Origin of the sequence: Pseudoalteromonas undina (assembly GCF_000238275.3) — a bacterium.
GTDB classification, from domain to species: Bacteria; Pseudomonadota; Gammaproteobacteria; order Enterobacterales; family Alteromonadaceae; genus Pseudoalteromonas; species Pseudoalteromonas undina.
On the sequence record NZ_AHCF03000004.1, the window covers coordinates 751,686 to 774,670 of the forward strand.

At 37.1% G+C, this 22,985-nt stretch carries 17 protein-coding genes; 10 read left to right on the plus strand and 7 right to left on the minus strand.

Annotated features, from left to right (window positions below):
- Nucleotides 1-79 precede the first annotated feature (79 nt).
- The 5 genes from PUND_RS18270 to PUND_RS18290 all read left to right on the plus strand — a co-directional run bounded on the left by PUND_RS18270 (nucleotide 80) and on the right by PUND_RS18290 (nucleotide 6,213).
- The gene (locus PUND_RS18270) at nucleotides 80-826 is read left to right on the plus strand and encodes a siderophore-interacting protein (RefSeq protein WP_010388817.1); all 747 of its coding nucleotides are present in this window, start codon (nucleotides 80-82) and stop codon (nucleotides 824-826) included.
- Nucleotides 827-968: 142 nt separating this feature from the next.
- A complete protein-coding gene (locus PUND_RS18275; protein ID WP_010388816.1) occupies nucleotides 969-1,958 on the plus strand; it encodes an LLM class flavin-dependent oxidoreductase in 990 nt (329 codons plus the stop codon).
- Between the two features lie 237 nt (nucleotides 1,959-2,195).
- A complete protein-coding gene (locus PUND_RS18280) occupies nucleotides 2,196-3,149 on the plus strand; it encodes a patatin-like phospholipase family protein (protein WP_174375336.1) in 954 nt (317 codons plus the stop codon).
- A gap of 522 nt (nucleotides 3,150-3,671) precedes the next feature.
- Nucleotides 3,672-5,078, plus strand: a complete 1,407-nt coding sequence (locus PUND_RS18285) for an alanine/glycine:cation symporter family protein (protein ID WP_010388813.1) — start codon at nucleotides 3,672-3,674, stop codon at nucleotides 5,076-5,078.
- Between the two features lie 94 nt (nucleotides 5,079-5,172).
- Entirely contained in the window at nucleotides 5,173-6,213 is a 1,041-nt protein-coding gene (locus PUND_RS18290; RefSeq protein ID WP_010388811.1) for a patatin-like phospholipase family protein, read from the plus strand.
- Between the two features lie 651 nt (nucleotides 6,214-6,864).
- Here PUND_RS18290 and PUND_RS18295 read toward each other — a convergent pair.
- From PUND_RS18295 to PUND_RS18305, 3 genes are all read right to left on the minus strand, one after another.
- Nucleotides 6,865-7,068 carry a hypothetical protein gene (locus PUND_RS18295; protein ID WP_010388809.1) on the minus strand — a complete coding sequence of 68 codons (204 nt, stop codon included), beginning with the start codon at nucleotides 7,066-7,068 and terminating at the stop codon, nucleotides 6,865-6,867.
- A complete protein-coding gene (locus tag PUND_RS18300) occupies nucleotides 7,065-7,667 on the minus strand; it encodes a DUF6338 family protein (RefSeq protein WP_010388807.1) in 603 nt (200 codons plus the stop codon). The genes PUND_RS18295 and PUND_RS18300 overlap by 4 nt, the downstream gene beginning before the upstream one ends.
- A gap of 525 nt (nucleotides 7,668-8,192) precedes the next feature.
- On the minus strand, nucleotides 8,193-8,756 hold the full coding sequence (locus PUND_RS18305; protein ID WP_008108715.1) for a lipid-binding SYLF domain-containing protein: 564 nt from the start codon (nucleotides 8,754-8,756) through the stop codon (nucleotides 8,193-8,195).
- A 140-nt stretch (nucleotides 8,757-8,896) separates the two neighbouring features.
- Here PUND_RS18305 and PUND_RS18310 point away from each other — a divergent pair, with 140 nt between their 5' ends.
- Together PUND_RS18310 and PUND_RS18315 are read left to right on the plus strand one after the other, a co-directional pair.
- Nucleotides 8,897-10,108 (plus strand): tyrosine-type recombinase/integrase, encoded by a 1,212-nt coding sequence (locus PUND_RS18310; protein WP_008108719.1) that lies wholly within the window; start codon nucleotides 8,897-8,899, stop codon nucleotides 10,106-10,108.
- Nucleotides 10,108-11,307 (plus strand): cation:proton antiporter, encoded by a 1,200-nt coding sequence (locus PUND_RS18315; RefSeq protein ID WP_010388805.1) that lies wholly within the window; start codon nucleotides 10,108-10,110, stop codon nucleotides 11,305-11,307. Before PUND_RS18310 ends, PUND_RS18315 begins: the two co-directional genes overlap by 1 nt.
- 76 nt (nucleotides 11,308-11,383) lie before the next feature.
- Here the strand turns inward: PUND_RS18315 and ydiJ are convergent, their stop codons facing one another.
- The gene (gene ydiJ / locus PUND_RS18320; protein WP_010388804.1) at nucleotides 11,384-14,428 is read right to left on the minus strand and encodes a D-2-hydroxyglutarate dehydrogenase YdiJ; all 3,045 of its coding nucleotides are present in this window, start codon (nucleotides 14,426-14,428) and stop codon (nucleotides 11,384-11,386) included.
- 144 nt (nucleotides 14,429-14,572) lie between these two features.
- Here ydiJ and PUND_RS18325 point away from each other — a divergent pair, with 144 nt between their 5' ends.
- Nucleotides 14,573-14,785: a PGPGW domain-containing protein gene (locus PUND_RS18325; protein ID WP_010388803.1), complete on the plus strand. Its 213-nt coding sequence runs from the start codon at nucleotides 14,573-14,575 to the stop codon at nucleotides 14,783-14,785.
- 52 nt (nucleotides 14,786-14,837) lie between these two features.
- Here the strand turns inward: PUND_RS18325 and ppsA are convergent, their stop codons facing one another.
- A complete protein-coding gene (ppsA, locus tag PUND_RS18330; protein ID WP_010388801.1) occupies nucleotides 14,838-17,213 on the minus strand; it encodes a phosphoenolpyruvate synthase in 2,376 nt (791 codons plus the stop codon).
- A gap of 154 nt (nucleotides 17,214-17,367) precedes the next feature.
- Between ppsA and ppsR the strand changes: the two genes are divergently transcribed.
- Complete coding sequence (ppsR, locus tag PUND_RS18335; RefSeq protein ID WP_008108730.1) at nucleotides 17,368-18,177, plus strand: posphoenolpyruvate synthetase regulatory kinase/phosphorylase PpsR; 810 nt, start codon at nucleotides 17,368-17,370, stop codon at nucleotides 18,175-18,177.
- A gap of 91 nt (nucleotides 18,178-18,268) precedes the next feature.
- Here the strand turns inward: ppsR and PUND_RS18340 are convergent, their stop codons facing one another.
- Nucleotides 18,269-19,618 (minus strand): class II 3-deoxy-7-phosphoheptulonate synthase, encoded by a 1,350-nt coding sequence (locus PUND_RS18340; RefSeq protein WP_010388800.1) that lies wholly within the window; start codon nucleotides 19,616-19,618, stop codon nucleotides 18,269-18,271.
- A gap of 603 nt (nucleotides 19,619-20,221) precedes the next feature.
- Here PUND_RS18340 and PUND_RS18345 point away from each other — a divergent pair.
- Complete coding sequence (locus PUND_RS18345) at nucleotides 20,222-21,097, plus strand: DNA replication terminus site-binding protein (protein WP_010388799.1); 876 nt, start codon at nucleotides 20,222-20,224, stop codon at nucleotides 21,095-21,097.
- Between the two features lie 61 nt (nucleotides 21,098-21,158).
- Here the strand turns inward: PUND_RS18345 and PUND_RS18350 are convergent, their stop codons facing one another.
- Nucleotides 21,159-22,373, minus strand: a complete 1,215-nt coding sequence (locus PUND_RS18350) for a hypothetical protein (RefSeq protein WP_013463357.1) — start codon at nucleotides 22,371-22,373, stop codon at nucleotides 21,159-21,161.
- Nucleotides 22,374-22,985 lie beyond the last annotated feature (612 nt).

The following is a 22,985-nucleotide window of genomic DNA, read 5'->3' on the forward strand; positions in this document are numbered from 1 at the left end:
GTCAATTAAATTGATATAGTTGATTTTATCAACCAATGGGGCGTTGTGCAATTCATCTTTTTTAATGAGGTAAATTTATATGGGTAAAAAAGTACGCAAAGCAACAGTATTAAGCACAGAGCAAATAACCCCACATTTACAGCGCATTATTGTTGGCTCCGATGAGTTTAACGACTTGAACGCTCAATATATTGGTAACTACGTAAAGGTGCTTATTCCGCAAAATGGCCGCGTTGATTATAATATTAAAACTTCATGTATGCGTTCATACACTATAAGGCATGTTGATGAGCACACCGGCGGACTTACCCTCGATTTTGTAATTAATATGCACCAAGGTCCGGCAACTAATTGGGCTAAAAAAGCAAAAGTAGGCGATGAGGTAGGTATAGCAGGACCAGGCCCTAAAAAGCTTGATAATTATGAACACTCACATTACATACTACTTGGCGATTTAACTTCGGTTAATGCAATTAAAGGCTACGTGCAACAACTGCCTAAAAACGCAAAAATTGACGCGATTATTCATGCACCAACAAAAGATGATGTGATCAGCTTAGAGTCGCTGCGAGATGTAACTTGGTTAATAACACATAAACCAGATACAGATGTGATAAACGCATTAAAATCGGTGCCGCTTAGTGAGCAACAACCTATTGTATTTATGGCACTAGAGGCCGGATTAGTACGCAAAGCAAAAGCCGTATTAACTGATGAATTAGCGATACCTCGCAGTCAAATTGTTTCATCGGGTTATTGGAAAAAAGGCCTTGATTCAGAGGCATATAAACTAAACCGCCAACAAGCTGCAGCTAAAAATAGTTAATTTTGTTATCACTCAATCGCAACACCTTAGCGTTTCAAGATAAGCTGCCTTGAATTGGTGTAATTTACACCCATTTCTTACTTTAGATTTATTATTTATGGCTAGCACGTCATAAGTCGCTATTTAATTTGGAGATGCTACTTTGTTATCAACTATCCCTTTTTCATTACTTGAACTGGCGCCTATGCAAAAAGGGGCCACGGTTAGTGACACCTTAAACAAAAGTACAGCCTACGCACAAAAAGCAGACCAATTAGGTTTTAACCGTTTTTGGTTAGCCGAGCATCATAATATGCCTGGGATTGTTTGTGCCGCCACTTCAATTTTAGTAGGGCACATAGCCGGCAACACTAAAAAAATACGCGTAGGGTCGGGTGGAATTATGTTACCTAATCATGCGCCTTTAGTTGTGGCTGAGCAATTTGGCACCTTAGAGAGTTTGTATCCTGGTCGAATTGATTTAGGGCTAGGGCGCGCACCAGGTAGCGATCCGGTGACAAGTCGCGCCTTAAATAACGATATTAGCCGCGCTGAAAACTTTCCTAATGAAGTAAGCGAGTTACAAACACTATTAGGCCCATACGAGGGAGCTAAGCGTGTACGAGCAATACCCGGTGAAAACACTAATGTGCCTATTTGGCTGTTAGGCTCAAGTTTATTTAGTGCCCAGTTAGCAGCGCAAAAAGGATTACCCTATGTATTTGCGGGGCATTTTGCACCGCGTTTTGTACATGATGCAATAGCCTTGTATAAACGAGAGTTTAAACCATCAAGTGTATTAGCTAAGCCTTATGTAATGTTGGCATTACCTTTAGTGGCTGCCGATACAGATGAAGAAGCACAATACTTATCAACCACTTCAAAACAGCGAGTGCTATCATTAATTAGAGGCGACGAGTTGTGGTTAAAGCCCCCAGTTGAAACAATGGAAGGCTTGTGGAGCGAACAAGAGCGTACTCATGTTGAGAGCTTTTTAGGATTAAGTGTTACTGGTGGGCCAGCGAGTATTAAACACAAATTAGAAATGATCGTGAACCAATTAGAGGTCGATGAGCTTATATTCACCAACGATTTATATGACGATGAAAAACGTCATCGTGCGTTAAAAATACTAATGGAAATAAAGAACTAAGCTGTTTATTAAGCAAGCGTACACGCAACCATAGTTACACTAATAACCAAATAGAGAATCGAATAAAGATTGAGTACAAATAAATGATTTATATTTTCAATCGAACTGATTCAATTAATCTGTTTTAAGGATTTAATCAAGCACGTTAATATAAAACCATATTCCGTTAAGTTAACAACTAAGAGGTACACCGTGAAATCTCAAATAAATGTTGCTCCACACACATTCAATAAGCCTATGCACCCTAAAACTGCATTGATTGCTGAAGGTGGAGGGCAGCGAGGGATATTTACAGCTGGTGTACTTGACGCGTGGTTAGAGCAAAACTACGACCCGTTTGATTTATTTATAGGCACGTCTGCTGGCTCGCAAAATTTAACCAGTTATTTAGCGCGTCAAAAAGGCTACGCTAAACGCTTGATCAGAGGGCTTTCGCGTCATAAACGCTTTTTTCAGTTAGGTCGAGGCCTAATGGGTAAACACATTGTTGACTTAGACTGGTATTTCGAAAAAACCACTGAGGTTAATAGAGCATTAGACTTTAAAACAGCAAAAAATAGCCTTGGTAATAGAGAACTCCTGATCACTACAACCAATGCACGTGATCGTAAACCGTATTATTTATCTCCTACTGGAGATGGTAAACACTGGCGAGAACTATTAAAAGCCTCAAGTGCTTTACCTTTTTTGTATAAACAAGGTGTTCAACTCACTCCTTGGTTAGGCTCAAAAGCGGCAAACGAAGCACATTTAGCTGCAGAGCAATCGAATGAAGATTTTTATTTAGATGGCGGCTTGGCTGCGCCATTGCCTGTACGCGAAGCTTATAACCGTGGCGCACGAAAAATCGTGGTAATAAGAACCGTTGATGAGAATTTTCAAGCGCAAACTGCATGGGTTCAAAAGCTAAGAACATTTGCATGTGCATCAGGCTACTGCCCAAAAACACTTGATTACTTGATTCAACACGAGCAAGCATACCTAGACGAACTATCATTTATAGCCAATCCGCCTAGTGATGCTGAAATTATTCAAATTTTTGCTAACGAAAAGCTACATAGCAAATTGTTAGGCAGCTCTAATGATGACCTCCGATTTGATCATAAATTAGGCTTGAAAGCGGGTCGTGATTATTTAAAAAACTATCATACAGAGTTAAACCGTTTCAGTGAGCCGCAATACGCAATGTAAGCAAGCCTCTAGGGCGTTTATAGCGCTAATAAACAAGCCGCATGCAAAGCAATATGCACCTACTGTATATTGCTTTGGCGTTAAACTTAGCCTGTAATTTTAATGGGTTAATAAAAAATACTGATCAAACTAAAACAACTCAAGCTAGCGTAATTACCACACACTGTAACGCATCATATTAATAATAAAACCAGTCTAGCATCATAACTCAACCACCAATCTCAGTTCATAAACTCACTGTGAGTCGACTTACCCTGCACAAAATTTAACAAAGCGTACTATTCTTATCTTGGAAATATAAGAGGCCGTATAATTTTAACGCAAGGCTTAGTGCTGCGTTGTTTGAAGCTACAAATATATTATTGATTTTTTTATAAAAAACGATAAGGTATGAGCGTGATTTTATATTCATAATAACTGAAATAAAATTCACTTGACGTGCGGTGCATTTATTGTTTTAAACACCTAAAGATATAAATGTAGAAGCAAGCGGATATAAAAATAACAAATAAAGGACGGGTGATGTTTGAAACAGTAGTAAAAAGTGTCAATGGCCTTTTATGGGGCGAAGGGCAAGTACTTATTTACATTCTCCTATTTACCGGAATATGGTTTTCAGTACGCTTAAAAGCAATTCAATTAGTTAAATTTAAGCACATGTTTAGCCTGCTAAAAGGCAGTAGTAAGTGTAATAAAAACGATATTTCATCATTTCAAGCGCTCTGTACTGGGCTGTGTGCTCGAGTAGGCACAGGTAATTTAGCCGGTGTGGCTGTGGCTATATCACTCGGTGGTAGCGGCGCCATATTTTGGATGTGGGTCATTGCTATACTGGGTATGGCAACCGGATTTGCAGAAAGTATTTTAGGCCAGGTATATAAAATTCGCGACAGCAATGGCGAATTCAGAGGTGGCCCTGCGTATTATATTCAACAAGGCTTAGGCAGTCGTGCATTTGCTATTGTGTTTGCCGCCTGTTTGTTTTTAGGTTACGGCTTTACCTTTAGCGCCATGCAAACCAACACCATTACTGATGCACTAAATTACGCATTTGAAATACCCACTTTTTACTCAGGTGTTGTGATCACACTTTTAGCAGGCTCTATTATTTTAGGTGGCTTTAAAGCTATTGCCCGATTCGCCGAGCGAGTAGTGCCTGTTATGGGCATCGTGTTTGTGCTTGTTGCTGTAGTAATTACACTGATTAACTTCACCCAAGTACCTGCCATGCTTAAAGATATACTTTTATCAGCGTTTGGCTTGCAAGAAGCTGGTGCAGGCGCCATGGGTGCAGCCATTAAAAATGGTATACAACGCGGTTTATATTCTAATGAGGCTGGCGCGGGAAGTGTGCCGCATGCATCGGCTAGTGCCAGTCCAATGCCAAACCACCCAGCTACGCAAGGCTACATACAAATGTTAGGGGTGTTTTTCGATACCATCGTATTGTGTAGTTGTACCGCCGTTATTATTTTATTGGCCGATGTAGATATAAGCGGTGAAATGGAAGGCATACGCTTAACACAAAGCGCTATGACCTCACACTTAGCGCAAGGCGGCGTGTATTTTGTAGCCGCTGCCATTACTTTATTTGCTTTTACCTCGGTGGTTGCTAACTACGCCTACGCCGAAAGTAACCTCCACTTATTTAAGCTCGATAACAAAGTAGGGCGCGGTATTTATACTTTGCTTTATTTATCAATGATGTTGTGGGGCGCATCAGCCACCTTAAAACAAGTATGGGATTTAGCTGATATTGCTCTAGGGTTAATGACAGTAGTAAACGTAATCGCTATTATACTACTCACACCGACTATTTTGTCTGTTACTAACGACTACCACGCACAAAGAGACAAAGGCATAGAGCCTGAGTTTAAGGTAAAAAACGTAAAAGTGCAGGGCAAATGTGAAGACGGAATTTGGGATTAAGATTAAAGTTTAAAAGTTTTATTTTGCATAAGTATTCATTTTTAAGTTTGGCTTTAACAACATTAAACTGCGACTCTACAGGTAGTATTTTTAGATGATCGACATTTATGCGGGTAAAACTGCAGCAAAAATAATAAACGAACAAGGTTTTAAACCCGAGCTTTTTACCTCGTTTTTAGGGGCAAGTGGTGGCCCTAAATGGTTTACCTTATTTGGTTTAGACAAATATATATTTGGCGAATTTTTTAAACATCGCACCCAACCGCTTAATTTAATTGGCTCATCTGCTGGGGCTTTTCGTTCAGCCTGTTTTGCACAAAACGATCCAGTTGCAGCCATTAAGCGGTTAGCAAAATCATATTCACAAACCCGATATTCTAGTAATAAACCAACGCCCGCTGAAATCACACTAAAAGCCCGCGCATTATTAGATGATGTATTTGGTGATGATGGCGTTACTGAAATTATAAATAATCCTGTTTTTAAAGCGCATTTTATTGTCGCAAAATCTAACGGCTTTATTGCCAGCGAACATAAATTAATACAGCTTCTGGGTTTATCAAAAAGTTATATGCTTAACAGAATTAATCGAAAATTATTAGGCTCGCAATATGAGCGTTTTATTTTTGGCGCGCCCAATAGTGATTTAAGTATTACTGACAGCTACAATTTTAAAACCAAAAATATCGCACTCACACAAACAAATTTGAAAGATGCCTTATTGGCATCGGGCTCTATACCACTTGTAATGCAAGGTATAAAAAATATTGCCGGTTCGCCACCAGGAATTTACCGCGATGGCGGCATTATTGATTACCACTTTGATTTAAAAATTAATAACCCAGGCTTAATTTTATATCCGCATTTCAACTCAGATCCAAAAGCAGGGTGGTTCGATAAAAATTTAAAACGAAAAGTGTCACCACAAAATTACGACAACGTGGTAATGATCACCCCATCAAAAGAATTTATAGCCAACTTACCTTACGGAAAAATCCCAGACAGAAACGACTTTACCAATCTTGATGCAGACACCCGGATTAAATATTGGAACACCGTATTTAGTGAAACTGAGAAATTGGCCGAGGCGTTTGATAAAAAATTAAATGCTAAGAATTTATATTTGAATTCATAAGATAATAAAAAACTAATTATCGGTCACATTTATGAATATATCATCAAATTCATTATTCAATTTCTCGTAAAAAGAGTCTTTTAGTTTTTGATATTTAGACATGTATAGATTAATGTCATCCTGTGTAGGAGGTATCTTATTGAACATGATGGTTTCTCTTATCCTTCCTTCATGTTTAATTATGAGATTTAACGCTATCCTTGATTCTTTAAATCCAATCAAGTTTAACTTAGAAACACAAGCGTGGTAATGAACCCTTGAATCTGTAAGCTTTTTATCATATTGACTAATAAACTTATAACTTTCAGACTTAGGATTTATTTTTTCTTGTGAAAGGTTGCCCGATTTAACAGCACCATCAATAGAAGCTAAAAAATTACTAAAAGCTGTAAAGAACGGATCTAAATTTTCTATACATTACTCCGCAAGCTTTGCTCTTTTTTCTCGTCTTTCCTTTTGTAAAAGTGACGAATAATCTCGTTGCTCTTTCAAAAGAGAGTTTCTATTGTTTAACTTTGTTAAATAATAAGTGGTCGTTCCACTTATTAAAGCACCAAGACCTATTTTTACTGCGGTGTCTAAAATATCTAATACTTCTTTTGGAAAAATAAAACCTTAAATTTAATTCGTAAAAATGGCATAAATCCCAATTTATTCATCTCCTGGAGGACTTACTTGTGGAGGTGATGAAGGTGAACTAGAACTCGTAGTAGGTTGATAACCCATACGGTCATTACTAGATGGAGCAGTGCCTGAAGGTTGGTATTCTTTTTGAGAGCTCTTCGGTTGATAACCATCTTGAGCGATAGTTATAGTAGGTCGATAGCCATTATTAGCTTTAGTTTTATCATTCATTTGATTTCTCCTTCTCTAAGTTCTATGAACGCAATTTCATTTGTCAGAATTATGATTCCTGCTGTATTGTTTTTAGCTCTTTCAAATTTTCCATTATTTGACACGATCCAACATTGCTCTAAATAGAGTTGTTCTGGATTAGGTGAGCTTGAAGAAAATGATTTTTCTCCATAATAACCCCCAACAACTTTACCGTCTTTTAATGTAACTTTTATATAGTAAGTCTTGTTTTGTTGAGAAAAAACATAATCCCATGGCTTACCTTGAGGGTGTGATAAAGGTAGTCTGAGTTTAGGAGAAGATCTTATTTTATGCCACGAAAAGCTTAAAATTATTGGGAATATTAAGATTAAGAAGAAATAAAAAAAGATATACAAATAAGGATGTGAAGCGCCTAGCTTGATTTTTTCAAAAAATAAAATAAAAGGGAAAGATAAAGCATAGTTAAAGCAGCTATAAGCAACAGCATCAATAATCTGTTTAGATGAATCCCTATAGGAGTCAGGAGAAACAAATAAAGCATAAAACTTCATTGATATAAAACCGGGAATTACAAAAATCAAAAATAAAATTAGTTTATCAGTTTCCCAAATATTCACTTATAACTCCTTTAAATTTTAATACAATGAATTAAATCAACTTCCTGTGTTTCTTGATAGTACTCCTACAATATCTAGTAATTTATCATGAAGATCAAGTAAATATATTGGTTATGCACTTTTGTTTCAGATTTAAGTTTTTTATACATAGTTTTATGTTCCTTTGCTTACAACTTATATCGATGAACGAGTTGAACACCGGACGGGGTAACTTTGTTGTCCTAAGACGTTGTAATTATGTGGTCATGACAAGAAATTATGAAATCTGCTAATGGGCGAGTAGGAGAAAATAGCCTAAATAAATTATTTAAATTTTCTTTAGCTGACGCTTTTGATATTTGAATTAAAACGAATTGAAAAAATATAAGCTATAAGTTATTTTTGGCTGATAGCTGATAGCTGATAGCTGATAGCTGATAGCTGATAGCTAACCACTCATAAATTACGTTATGTTAAATTAAGTGAATTAAATTAAAGTGTGCGTAATCACACAAACTAGCCCACTTATGATAGGGTTTTGATAGCTTAGTTTAGCTCAGAATCTACCCAAAATTTAGTGCCTTTTAAAACAGCTTGCAGTGCAAGGCCACTTTCGGTTAAAGAGTAAACAGTAACTTGGTCAGCAATAGCTTCGGCAACTAAAGCCCCACCTTTATCTTGGTATTTTGCAGCAGCATCGGCATTACCACCGAACGCCCAACCATGTTTAATAAATCTATTTAACGCTGCTTGATCGTGAAAAACCATCACAATATTGAAATCTTTAACACCTAAACCTAAGCCTAAACCAGCTTCGCCCATATTCATATAGGTAGATTTTCCGGTTAGGTTATTTTTTACTACACCGTAACCACCACCAAAACTGGCTAAAATAACGTTTACGTTGGCATTATCAAATACAGCATAACCGGCAGAGTTTGCAATTTGAGTTTTAACATCTGGTTTTTTTTCGTATAAAGCAGTTAATGTATTCGATTTCATACTTTGTACTAAAGCACGTTTTTCTCCAGGAGAAGCACTGCCTGTAGTAGCGCAACCTGTTAATAAAACGCTAATAACTAACATGCTTAACAGAAGTAATTTTTTCATGATTTTTCCTTTAATAAGGTATATGGTTAATAAATCTGCATTTAGCATAAATATCAAAATTTCGTTATGTCCAATACTAGACAGTATCGGACTTTAAGGTTAATCTATAAGTCTATTATTTTCTTATATATTTTACTATTATGCTTGTTGCTCTGGTCGATACATTAAAACAATTACGTTATCAAATAGCTCACCTTGAAGATAATACACTCCAATCAGAATATCCAGAACTAGCCTCTTTTATACAGCAAGTCAGCTTGACTGTAACTGAATCAAAGGCCGATCTAAATTTTTTATACCAGTTTTTATATGTTTATGGCCGAAAATCAGAAGCAACTTATAGTCGTTTTCGCAATGAATTAGAACGATTTTATTTGTGGTCATGGCTTATAGCTGAAAAATCAGTATTCGATTTAAAGCGTGAAGATATTGAGGCGTATGTTGATTTTATGGTCGAGCCGGATAAAAAGTGGGCATCAACTTCGGTGCAGTGGCGCTATAAAGATGAGCAAGGAGTACGTAGGTTAAACCAAAATTGGCGCCCTTTCATGCAAAAAGAATCTATTGCGAGTCAGCAAACATTATCCGCAATGTTTACTGCACTTAATGTATTTTACAAGTTCGCTATTTTAGAAGAAAAAACCTTCGCTAACTTTGTACCTGTGGTTAAGAAAAATAGCCCCTACTTGGTTGTACAATCACAAATACAAATTCCCGATACATTAAGCGATATTCAATGGGAATACGTATTTGGTGTAACGCGTGATCTGTGCGAACAAAAACCAGAGTATGAAAGAAACCTTTTTACCCTCGCCTGTTTAAAAGGATTATATTTACGTATATCAGAATTATCAGAACGTCCACAATGGTCACCTGTTATGTCTCATTTTTGGCAAGATAACGATGGCTTTTGGTTTTTACGTATAATGGGTAAGGGTAATAAATTACGAGATGTAACTTTAAGTGATGATTTTCTTGAGTATTTAAAACGTTATCGGTTATACCGTGGTTTACCTGCCCTGCCCCGTGTTGACGAATCCGACCCGTTAGTGCATAAAATTCGTGGTCAAGGTGGTATGACAGTAAGACAAATTCGTCGTTTAGTACAACAAAGTTTTGATATTGCTCAGCAGTCATTACTTGATGATGGCTTTAAAGATGACGCGGAACAATTAGAAGCGGCCACTGCACATTGGCTTCGACATACCGGTGCAACACATGATGCACAAACTCGACCTTTAAAGCATTTATCTGAAGATTTAGGTCACGCAAAAATAGCCACAACCGATCAAATATATATTCAAACAAATATTAAAGAACGGGCAAAGTCTGGAATAAAAAGGAAGATTTAATGGAATACTTAGTTATTGCTTTTATTGGTGCATTATTTTTAATTTACTCTATAACACTACGCCAATTAGAAAAAACAGAAATTACTGGGCCGATGTTTTTTGTTATAGGGGGGATACTGCTAGCATTGATAGCTCCGAATGAAAGTGAAAATTTTAAAAATGGCTTACGGTTTTTATTGCCCTTTATAGAATTAACGCTCAGTATCTTTTTATTTACCGATGCAGCAAAGTCAAAATTAGGAGTATTAAGGCATAGTTTTCAATATCCTAGTTTACTTTTATTTGTTGCCTTACCATTAACTTTATTACTCGGGATTGTAACCGCGTTATTTTTATTTGCTGAGCTTTCATTAATTCAAGCAGCACTTATCGCAATTATATTAACCCCAACCGATGCGGCGTTAAGTAAGGGATTATTAAGCAATACAAAAGTTCCTGAAAAAATACGCGAAGGTATTAATACAGAAAGCGGTTTAAACGATGGCTTATGTGTGCCTATATTTTTAATATTTATTCTGCTCGCAAAAAATCCTGAATCTGCAATTACTGCAACGCAAACGTTAAGTGTGTTTGGTAGAGAATTGGGAGTTGCATTATTAATTGCATTTGCAAGTATTGCTGTTTTTATTCCGTGTTTAAACTTTGCAATGAAGCGACATTACTTTGCCCAAAACACTAGCCCGTTTTTACTATTGGGTTTTGCTATGGCTGTATTTTCACTTACGCAATATTTTCATGGCAGTGGATTTATTGCCGTATTTGTAGCGGGGCTTTTATTTGATAAATACGCGAGCACCAAAATAAACAAAGAGCTGATTGAAGACTCAGAGCATATAGCTGACTTTTCCTCTTTAATGATTTGGTGTTTATTCGGTTTTGTTTGTGCTTATTTAGTGATCCCGAAATTAAATACTGAAATAATAATTTATGCGCTACTTAGTACAACACTGATCAGAATAATTCCTGTTATGTTGTCACTGCAATTTACGTCATTAAAAATAAAAGAGCGTTTAACGTTTGCTTGGTTTGGGCCGCGAGGATTGGCTTCGATTGTTTTTACTTTAATGGTCATTGATACACAAATAGAAAATAAATTTCAAATTGCGACCATTGCTATGACCACAATTTTATTTAGTGTATTTATTCATGGTATTAGTACAAAACCGATTGCAGACAGTTTTGCTAAAAAAACTAAATAAATATAAACAAAAATAAAAAGGCGTCACTTAATAATAAGTTGCGCCTTTTTATTTTACAGCTTACTTAGTTAAATTATTAACTAAGTACTTTTGCCAGTAACTCTATTGGATGCTTAGGCTTAAATTTTTCATAACGTTTTACTTGGCTACGACATGAAAAGCCAGTTGATAAAAGTTGCTCAGGTTTATTTTTATCAACGATAGGTTTCCAACTCATTTCATAAAGTGCTTTGGAGTTTGCTTGGTTTTGTGCTTCATGACCATAAGTGCCGGCCATACCACAACACCCAGTACTTGTGGTGTTTAATGTTAAACCAAGTTCATCAAAAATATTTTTCCACACACTTGCGGCTTTTGGTAATGCAGTCGTTTCGGTACAGTGACTTAATAAGGTAAATTCAGTATTTATTTGTTTAGCTTCTAAAGCACTGAACGATTGTGTTTCTAACCATTCATGCGCAAGTTGCACATTAAAATCGCCACGGTTATTTTCTAAAATTGTATTATATTCATCGCGATAACACATCACTAACGACGCATCTAAGCCAACTAGCGGAGCATTAATATCATTAAGCTGATTTAAAAACTCTGCAGTATTTTTTGCCGTTAGCTTAAATTCATGTAAAAAACCTTTCACGTGCTGAGGTTTGCCATTGGGTTTAAAGGGTAACAGCATTGGTTTTTTTCCAAGCTGAGTAATTAGCGTAATAAAACTCTCAACCAATTCTGCTTCATAAAAGCTGGTGAATGGGTCTTGAACAATGAGTACGTAATCACTTTGTTCATCGGTACTTAATTTTTTAAGAAATTCTAAATTAAATTTTTGCGCTTTGTTTACACGTTTGTTGAGTGCAGGAATACTTAGCTGAGGGGTATCAACATAGCCTACCGTTTTTTTAATGAGACTACTAACTAATGATGTTTTTACAATTGGATTAATAACCCTAGCAAATTTTGCCATTAACGGTGCACTGTTTTCTATATTACCCACTAAGTAATCTTTGAGTGGGCGGGCATAATAACTGTGATAATAATTTAAAAAACGGGCACGGAAAGTTGGCACATCTACTTTTATTGGGCAAGCCGTAGTACAGGCTTTACACGCTAAACATTCATCCATTGAGGCTTTTACTTCATGCGAAAAATCGTAAACGCCTTGTTTTTTCTCTCTGCTATGAACAAAACGCTCCCACCAAGTAATTACTTCACCCTTGTTAAGTTCTTTTTCTACCTCAAGTAAATTAACATCTTTTGACTCTTGAAGACGTAACCATTCACGCATTAGCCCTGCTCGACCTTTTGGCGAATTACGGCGATCGCCAGTTACTTTATACGACGGGCACATTGGCGAGTTTTCATCATAATTAAAACATAAGCCGTTACCATTACAGGTCATTGCATTGTTGAAACTGGTCTTAACATCAATAGATATTTGCTTGTCGAAGTAAGAACGCTTTTGCCCATCAACGCTAACTAGTGAGTCTTCACTTTCAAGCGGGGTACATATTTTTCCGGGGTTGATTTTATTATTTGGATCAAACGCCGATTTTATTTTTCGTAATTGCGTAAATAAATGCTCACCAAAAAATTCAGGACCGTATTCACTTCTATAGCCTTTACCGTGCTCGCCCCACATTAAACCACCGTATTTTGCGGTGAGTTTTACTACTTCATCTGAAATAGTGCGCAGTAATTTTTCTTGTTCAGGGTCGCACATATCCAGTGCTGGCCTAACATGTAAAACGCCAGCATCAACATGACCAAACATACCGTACTGTAAATTATAGCTATCAAGTAGCGCTCTAAATTCAACAATATAATCGGCTAAATTTTCTGGTGGAACGGCGGTGTCTTCTGCAAACGCGAGAGGTTTTTGGCTGCCTTTTACATTCCCGAGTAAACCCACTGATTTTTTACGCATTGCATAAATTTTCAGTATATCGCTTTTATCACTGGTTAACTGATAGCCAATAACGCCATTAGTTTGGTTAGCTACACACTCATCTAATAATTTACATAATGTGTCTACTTTGTCTTTTATGTCTTCTGGTGATACGGCATTAAACTCAACCATGTTGAGTCCTTGCATATCTTTATTAGCAACGTCGGTTATTAAGTCCGATACTGAATGCCAAATAATATCTTCGCGGGCAAGATTTAATACTTTGCTGTCAACAGTTTCAACTGAAGTTGCGCGGGCATCAACTAAAAATGGTGAATGGCGAAGCGCAGAATCAAAACTGTCATATTTTATATTTATGAGGGTTTTAAATTCTGCGATAGGTGTTAGGTTTAATTTTGCTTCAGTAACTATGCCTAAAGAGCCTTCTGATCCGGTTATTAAGCGGCTCATATCAAAAGTTTGTAAGTCTTCACTTAGCACATGCTCTAGGTCATAACCGGTTAAAAATCTATTTAACCGTGGAAATTTGGCTAATATAGCGTCGCGTTCATTAAGTGATATGTCTAATACTGTTTTGTAGAGTTTGCCAATTAAGGATTCCTGATCGGCAATTATTTTTGCTTTTTCAATGTCTATTGGACTGGTAGACATTGCAGTGCCATCAACTAAATAGGTGGTTAGCCCTAAAACATGGTCGCTGGTTTTGCCATAAACTAAGGAGCCTTGCCCCGATGCATCAGTACTGATCATGCCGCCAATAGTGGCGCGGTTACTAGTAGATAAATCGGGTGAAAAGAAAAATCCATACGGTTTTAAAAAGTCGTTAAGTTGATCTTTTATCACACCGGTTTGAACTCGTACCCAACCTTCTTCAACATTTATCTCGAGGATTTCACGCATATAACGTGATAAATCAACCACAATACCAGGCGTTAAAGATTGACCATTTGTTCCTGTGCCGCCACCGCGAGGACCAAAAGTTAACGATAAAAAAGGGTCTTGCGATGCTATTTGCAGAGCAACTTGAATGTCTTTTTCGCTTTTAGGAAAAATAACACCTTGCGGAAGCTGCTGGTAAATACTGTTATCAGTTGATGCTGTGAGTCTGGTTGCATAACTTGCGTCTGTATCTCCAGTAAACCCTTGATTTTTTATAGTATTTAAATAATTTGCGACAAGCTCGGTCGCGGCATCTTGTTGTGTAATAGTTGCTATCATGGCGGCGCTTATTAATGCATTTGTGTAATTATATCATGGCGATGGCTAATAGAAATTGAAGATTTTACAGTTTGTAACACTCTTTTTATCGATATATGAGCAGCTGCAATTATAATCAAGTTAAACGCCTACTATGAGGTTTATATGAAAAAACTACTAATGCAGATCAGCGGAACACTGTTTATTTTACTCGGATTATTGTTTGCTGTGGTGCCAGGGCCATCGTTAATATTTTTTATTGCAGGCTTATTCTGCTTTTCTATGTATTACCCTAAAGCAAGAGGGTATTTAACTTGGTGTCAAAAAGCACTGACTCGTTCATGTGCCTATTTAAATAAAAAATTAGCAAAAAATTAATTTTTAGTCATAAAAAATGCCAGCAGTTGCTGGCATTTTTTAACGAGGTAACTTACTTAGCAAGTTTGTCTGCTAAGTATAACCATGTTTCTAGTACTGTATCTGGGTTTAGCGAAACAGAGTCAATGCCCTGCTCTACTAACCATGCTGCAAAGTCTTCATGATCTGAAGGACCTTGACCACAAATACCTACATATTTACCTTTTTCTTTGGCTGTTTTAATAGCCATAGAAAGTAGCTTTTTGATTGCAGGGTCGCGCTCATCAAATAGGTGAGCTATTAAACCTGAGTCGCGATCAAGACCAAGCGTTAACTGAGTTAAATCGTTAGAACCGATAGAGAAACCATCGAAGTATTCTAAGAATTCTTCAGCCATTAATGCATTTGACGGAAGCTCACACATCATGATTACTTTAAGACCATTTTCGCCACGTTTAAGGCCATGTTCTTCAAGTAATTCAATAACGCGTTTACCTTCTTCAAGGGTACGTACGAATGGGATCATGATTTCGATGTTGGTCATATCCATGCTATTTCTTACGCGTTTTATAGCTTCACACTCAAGTGCAAAACAATCACGGAAGTCTTCAGAGATATAACGTGCAGCGCCACGGAAACCAATCATTGGGTTTTCTTCTTCTGGCTCGTATTGCTGGCCGCCCACTAAGTTAGCATATTCGTTTGATTTAAAATCAGACATACGAACAATTACACGCTCTGGTGCAAACGCACAACCTAAGGTAGAAATACCTTCAACTAGTTTACCAATATAGAATTCAACAGGTGATTCGTAACCGGCAATCATGTCAGTAATTTCTGCTTTTAATGCATCAGTTTGTGCATCAAAATTTAATAACGCTTTAGGGTGAACACCAATCATACGGTTGATGATAAACTCAACGCGCGCAAGGCCAACACCTGAATGTGGTAAACGAGCAAAATCGAATGCGCGATCTGGGTTACCTACGTTCATCATTATTTTCATTGGTAATTCAGGCATTTCGTCTACGCGTGAAGTTAACACTTCAAAGTCTAAAATACCTTCGTAGATGAAACCTGTATCGCCTTCGGCACATGATACGGTAACTTCTTGACCAGCTTTAATTAAATCAGTGGCATTACCACAACCAACAACGGCTGGAATACCTAACTCACGTGCAATAATTGCAGCATGACATGTACGACCACCACGATTTGTAACAATCGCAGCCGCACGTTTCATGATAGGTTCCCAATCAGGGTCGGTCATGTCGGTAACTAAAATGTCACCTACTTGTACTTGGTCCATCTCTTTGATTGAATCAAGTACGCGCACAACACCACTACCAATTTTATGACCAATTGCACGGCCTTCAACAACAACATTGCTGCTGCCATTTAGTTGGAAGCGTTCCATTACGTTTGTGTCTTCGTTTGAGCGAACAGTTTCTGGACGCGCTTGAACTATATATAGTTTGCCATCGTTACCATCTTTTGCCCATTCGATGTCCATTGGACGACCGTAATGTTTTTCAATGATTACAGCTTGTTTGGCAAGATCTTGCACTTCTTCATCTGTAATCGAAAATTTGTTTGAAAGTGCTGAGTCTACGTCAACAATTTCTACTTGTTTGCCATGAGCTTTGTCTTGAGAGTAAATCATTTGAATGGCTTTAGAGCCAATGTTACGACGTACTACAGCTGGCTTGTTTTTAAGTAGCGTTGGTTTATGAACATAAAATTCATCTGGGTTAACCGCACCCTGTACAACCATTTCACCCAAACCATAGCTTGATGTGATAAACACTACATCTTCAAAGCCCGATTCAGTATCAATACTGAACATAACACCTGATGCTGATTTATCAGAGCGTACCATGCGTTGAATACCCGCTGATAACGCTACACCACGGTGATCGTAGCCTTGGTGAACACGATAAGAAATAGCGCGGTCGTTAAATAACGAAGCGAATACATGTTTAATAGCAGTCATTACAGAATCAATACCAACAACGTTTAAGAACGTTTCTTGTTGGCCTGCAAACGAGGCGTCTGGCATATCTTCAGCAGTAGCTGATGAACGAACAGCGAATGAAACATCTGCAGAAGCGTCACCATGAAGTTGGCTGTATGCATCGCGGATTGCTTTATCTAGACTAGGTTGGAATGGGGTATCGATAATCCACTGACGGATATCGGCGCCGACTTTGGCGAGTGTGTTTACATCATCAACATCAAGAGTATCTAAAATGTCGTGAATTTTTGCGTTGAGTCCTGATTGTTCTAAAAACTCGTTAAAAGCGTCTGAGGTAGTAGCAAAACCACCTGGGACTTGCACACCTGCGTTAGCTAAGTTTGAAATCATTTCACCAAGTGAGGCATTTTTACCACCAACTCGAGGAACATCTTGCATACCAAGCTCTTGATACCAGAGAACGTATTCTTGCACGGATCTTTCTCCAAAAAACAAATTGTAGTACTAACTGTGAGAGTTAAGAAAGAAAACCTTTTATAAAGGTCGCCCCCATTCTACACTGGCAAACGTCCTCACGTAAACCGTGATACACTTATTTTAAAATTAAATGTAATAAAAAAGAGGCTTTATGAGAACTGCGTTTTATATTTCAGATGGCACAGCAATCACATCTGAAGTGTTTGGTCATGCGACCTTGTCTTTATTTCCTGTCGAATTTAATCATAAAACAATTCCTTTTGTAGAAACCGAAGAAAAAGCGCATGAAATCAAAGCGCTTATTAACGCCACATCGTCTAAGCAAGGTGAGAAGCCTCTAGTGTTTTTTACTTTTGTGAATCATAAATTATCGGAAATTATTCGCTCTGCAGATGCTGTCTCGTATGACTTTTTAACAACCTATAGCGAAAAAATTGAAAGCGAATTAAACGTTGCCCCAGTACCTAAAGTACATAGAACCCATTCAATACACGAAAAAAGTTATGACTTTAGAATTGATGCAGTTAACTATGCTTTAATGAATGACGACGGCGGTAATATTAAAAACTTTGCTGAGGCTGATATTATTTTAGTTGGCGTTAGTCGAAGCGGTAAAACGCCAACAAGCCTGTATTTAGCCCTGCAATACGGTATTAAAGCGGCCAACTATCCGATCACAGAAGATGATTTAGAAAGCGAAGGGTTACCCAAGTGCTTAGTGCCTTATAAGCATAAACTGTTTGGTTTAACTATAGACCCTGAGAGACTGGCTGCGATCAGAGATAGACGAATGGCAAATTCAAAATATGCATCAATTAGACAGTGTCGTATTGAAGTGCGCGAAGTAGAAATGCTCTATAAAAAGCATAAAATTGCTCATTTAAATTCTACCCACCATTCGGTTGAAGAGATTTCAGCAAAAATCATTTCTGATACAGGTCTTGAGCGTCGTAAGTACTAACAAACTAACATGTGATTTAAGCATGTAATTACAACCAGCACATAAAAAAGCCGCTAATTAATAGCGGCTTTTAACATATTAAGAAGGCGTATTACTTGCGAGCATCTTTTAAAAGGTCTGCAACTAAAAAGCCAAGCTCTAATACTTGATCGGCATTTAAGCGAGGGTCACATTGAGTTTTGTAACGCTGCGCTAAGTCATCATCTGATAAACCGTATGCACCACCGGTACATTCAGTAACATGTTGTCCGGTCATTTCTAAATGAACACCACCTGCGTATGAGCCTTCAGCTTTGTGAACAGCGAAGAACTGACTAATTTCGCGCATAATGTTATCAAAGCTGCGAGTTTTATAACCTGAGCTGGCTTTTTCTGTATTGCCATGCATTGGATCTGAGCTCCAAATTACCTTACGCCCTTCTTGCTGTACTTTGCGAACAAGCGCCGGTAGCTTCTCTGGTAATACATCTGCACCCATTCGTGTAATGAGCGTTAACCTGCCAGGAATGTTATCTGGGTTTAGTGCATCAATTAAACGGATAAGCTCATCTGGCTCCATACCTGGGCCAACTTTAACGCCTATTGGATTTTTAATGCCCTTAAAGAATTCAATATGAGCATGATCTAACTGACGTGTGCGCTCACCAATCCAAACAAAGTGCGCAGAACAATCGTACCAATCACCTGATAAATGGTCTCTACGGGTTAATGCTTCTTCGTAGCCTAGCAATAACGCTTCGTGTGATGTGTATAAATCTGTTTCTTTTAAGCTTGGCGCTATAGTTGAATTAATACCACATACTTCCATGAATTCTAAAGCGTCTTGAATTTTATCTGCCAGCTGTTGGTATTTTGCTTTTTGTGGATTAGCAGCAACAAAGCCCATGTTCCAACGGTTAACCTGATGTAAGTCAGCAAGCCCACCTTGTGCAAAAGCACGTAATAGGTTGAGTGTTGCTGCACTGTGATGATACGCGGTCATTAAACGCTGAGGGTCTGGAATACGCGCTTCTTCAGTAAACTCAAAGTTATTTACTATATCACCACGGTAAGATGGTAACGAAACACCTTCTATTGTTTCTAAGTCGGCTGAGCGTGGCTTAGCGTATTGACCTGCCATACGTGCAATTTTTACAACAGGGCATTTACCGCCATAGGTTAGTACTACAGCCATTTGTAAAATGGTCTTAAATGTATCGCGAATATTTGCAGCGTTAAAGTCACTAAATGATTCTGCGCAGTCACCACCTTGAAGTAAAAATGCGCGGCCTTCACACACATCTTCAAGTTGTTTAAACAAACTTCTAGTCTCTTCTGCAAACACTAAAGGCGGTGCGCTTTTAAGCTGGCCTTCAACAGATTTTAATATGTCTTGATCTGGGTACTGTGGCTGCTGCAGTATTGGCAGTTCTCTCCAACTATTTGGGTTCCACGATTGCATGTTCATTCCTCATTCCTATTACCTGATGTATTGAAATTAACGTATGCAGAGGGCTTTGTTCAAGGACTAAATTTACTATTTACCAATTATTTAGTTATTAGGTAAATTTAAATAGGATTATTATCTATGATTTAACTTTTTTATTGATAATAAATATATAAATAAAGAACACTAATGCATTAAAAAACAATAGGATAAATAGTAAGAGTGGTATTTATTAAGCTTTGATTGCAGCCACTTAGCTAAGCTGTATAAGATAATGTTAACACAAGGAACACATCATACTTAAATTAACTATATGTATTCTTAACTTTACAGTTAAATTTAAATATATCAGCCATCAGTTATGTAGTTTTAAATATATATGCTAGCTAAGTAGTTCTGCTGGTTTATACCCACTCCTTCATTCTGCGTTTATATATAATTATTAGTAAGTTAGAAAATATTATTATTAAGATGATCATACCAACAATAAAGAACACATCATACTTTATCTAATTTAAAGTTAATCTTAGCGATAGAGTAATACTTAAGAAATAACTACCAAAAGAAAAGGTTATTTGCGAAAATAACTAAATCGGAAGATGTGTTCTTGGTGGTGTTATGGTTACAAAGGTACAAATTAGAAGTCAGTTTGATTTACTCAATGAGTTAACGCTTAGGCTAATTGAGGAACTTAAAGAATATGGGTTCGCTAAAGCTGAATACTATCAACTGCCAGAAATAAGCAGTGTGGATGAAAATATAATTCCCGAGTCGATTACAGTATCTAAAATTACAGGGGAACTGGCACATAAGGCTATTTTAAATTCTTTTTCTGATATGTATAAAAAGCCTGGTCTGAGTAGTCGCGTATTAAAGCGCCACCCTGGTTTATTAATTATACAAGACGCTAATAAACAAGCTATTATTGATCGGATTGCTCAAGTTAATAATGCAAAAGCGGCATTTAAAAATTGTATTTTGGCGATAGACAATAACGATGCTCGATTTGAAGCCGTACATAATGCTATGCCAAATTTAATTACGCTTGCCGCTTATCGTAAAATTCATAGCGAAAGCGAATCCCCTTTTTCAGTTCGTTTTACTTGGATGCATAAACACGCCACTAAAACACTCACAAAAAAGATGGCTCTTGAAATGCTCGAAAAGTCCGCTGGGTATAAAAACCCAAGAATGATTGATCAGCAAAAATGGCAATCATTGGTTGCTCAAGAACAAGTTCGTGTTGCCAGTCTAGGTGAAAAAGAAAAATTACGAATTAGGCGCCCTACCCGAGTTAGCCCACAAGTTAATGTAAGATACACGGCTCAAAATCGTTATCATGTTAGTGCGGCCTTACCTTTTATTCTTATAAACCCACAACCCGATGTTAAGTATGGCCAACTGCCGAGTTACGAAAAACCGTTATCACATCCACGAAAACGCGAGTATGACTTTCTGGTAGACCGATTATATTTAGAACAAGTAACAAAGTAATTATGTTAAAAAGGCCACTTAATCTGGCCTTTAATATAAATACTGGTAAAAATTAATATAATTATTTTTCTACAATTTCTTCCAGCTTATCTTCATCAATTAATACTGCATTTTCAACAATGCGTTTACCACCTTGTATCTCTATACGCTTGTTATGTTTATTTAATGCCAGTATTTCATCACAAAACTGATCAGATGGGTGCATTTCATAAGTGTAATCTACAATATTACCTGTTTTATCATCTTTTACATTAGTAATGCTGTACTCAGATATTGCTCCTTTTTCTATTAAATCTTTCATCGTGGTAGTCATATCACGGCGCAGTGCTTTTAATTTATTTTCGGTAATATCATCAGTTGAATAGATAGAGCCATATTTTTCCATAATAGACAGCAGTCTAAAATGGTATGTTTTTCCTGGGGCAGCATAGCGCCATAAATGATATAAACGTAGCATCATCCAACGCGATAATCCGCGCTTTAACTCTTGAGCACTATTAAAATAATAACCTTTATATTCAAGGTTATCGATCATGTTATGAACAAACGCATTTAAACACGCTACACATTTAACATTTCCGCCTTGGCCTTTTTTACCACTAAAGTGTAAAGACGATAAAAAGTTCATGTTCGACTCGTAGAACGAATCATCAATATCAGAGTTTTTAGTGTCAGTAGCAGAATATTTAAAAGAAAGTTTTGAACCTTGTAATGCTTCGAGCGATTCTTTAATTTGTGGGTAAGGCATAGATTGACCTACCGCTTTAAGTTCTTGTGCTAATTCGTTCATAGAAAACACAACGGCATATTGAATACCGGACTTAAAATTAATTTTTACTATTTTACCTTTTGAAGCAAGGCGAATAAGTGCACGCTCAACTTTTTCTTCTCTATCTGATGGCCAAACTAAGTATTCTACGTCTTCACCATCTTTACGAGTACTTACCACAGCCGGTGTTATTTTAATTTCACCATCGTATAAAATACCGTCTACTTTTTCAGATATCTTACGTGTAATTATGGTTTTTTTAGGGGCTTCTTCAAGTGGCAGCTTTTTATGTCCTGAGCGAACAAAGCGTCCCCACAGATCATAATGGTTAAATGTGTTAGAGTAAGCGCGTAACCCATGGGCTGCATTTTCTATCGAAATTCGCACATCTTTATTATCTGTAAATAGTGCTAAGCTTTCGTTATCAATTGCACTTTCCACCCCGTGAATTTGGCCCCTAAGTGTATCGGGCAAGTTATCTACCGAGATGTTGACCTTTCGGCTCATGGTTTTTATTTCCGTTTTTATTGTGACAGCTAATAACAACACATAAAGCCACAAAAGTTAAATGTTTAAGTTAGTATAAAAGTGATCTGACTTCAAATAAAATGCACAGATCAATATTTTACTAAGAAAAAGTTAAAACATGAGATTTCAGATCAGGTTTTTACTAACTAGGCTTTAATAAACCGAATTTTTACTAACTGAAGAATAAATTTGTCCATTGCAATGTGTTTTTTTTTAAATTTAGTACGACAAATGACAGTAAAAATGAGAGGCCTGTGGATAAGCTTAGTTCCAGTTAGCATAGATCTGATCTGTACTTACTACAGATCAGATCTATACTAATTAAACCGCTTATTATTCCTGATGGTGGGTGCATAACTTTATAATTTACTTAGTAAAAACATGATCTACAGCATCTATTTTGTGAGTAACTCAGTGCTTAACCTGTGCGCAACTAAGCTGCTAAATATTTGCTTAGTAAAAAGGTGATCTGCTAGTAGATAAGGATCTGATCTTAACCACGTACAATGCTGATCCAGTTTTTTTAACATTGTTTATATAAATCATAATGTTATATGTATATTTTAAGGCCTTAGCCTTTAATACCTTATA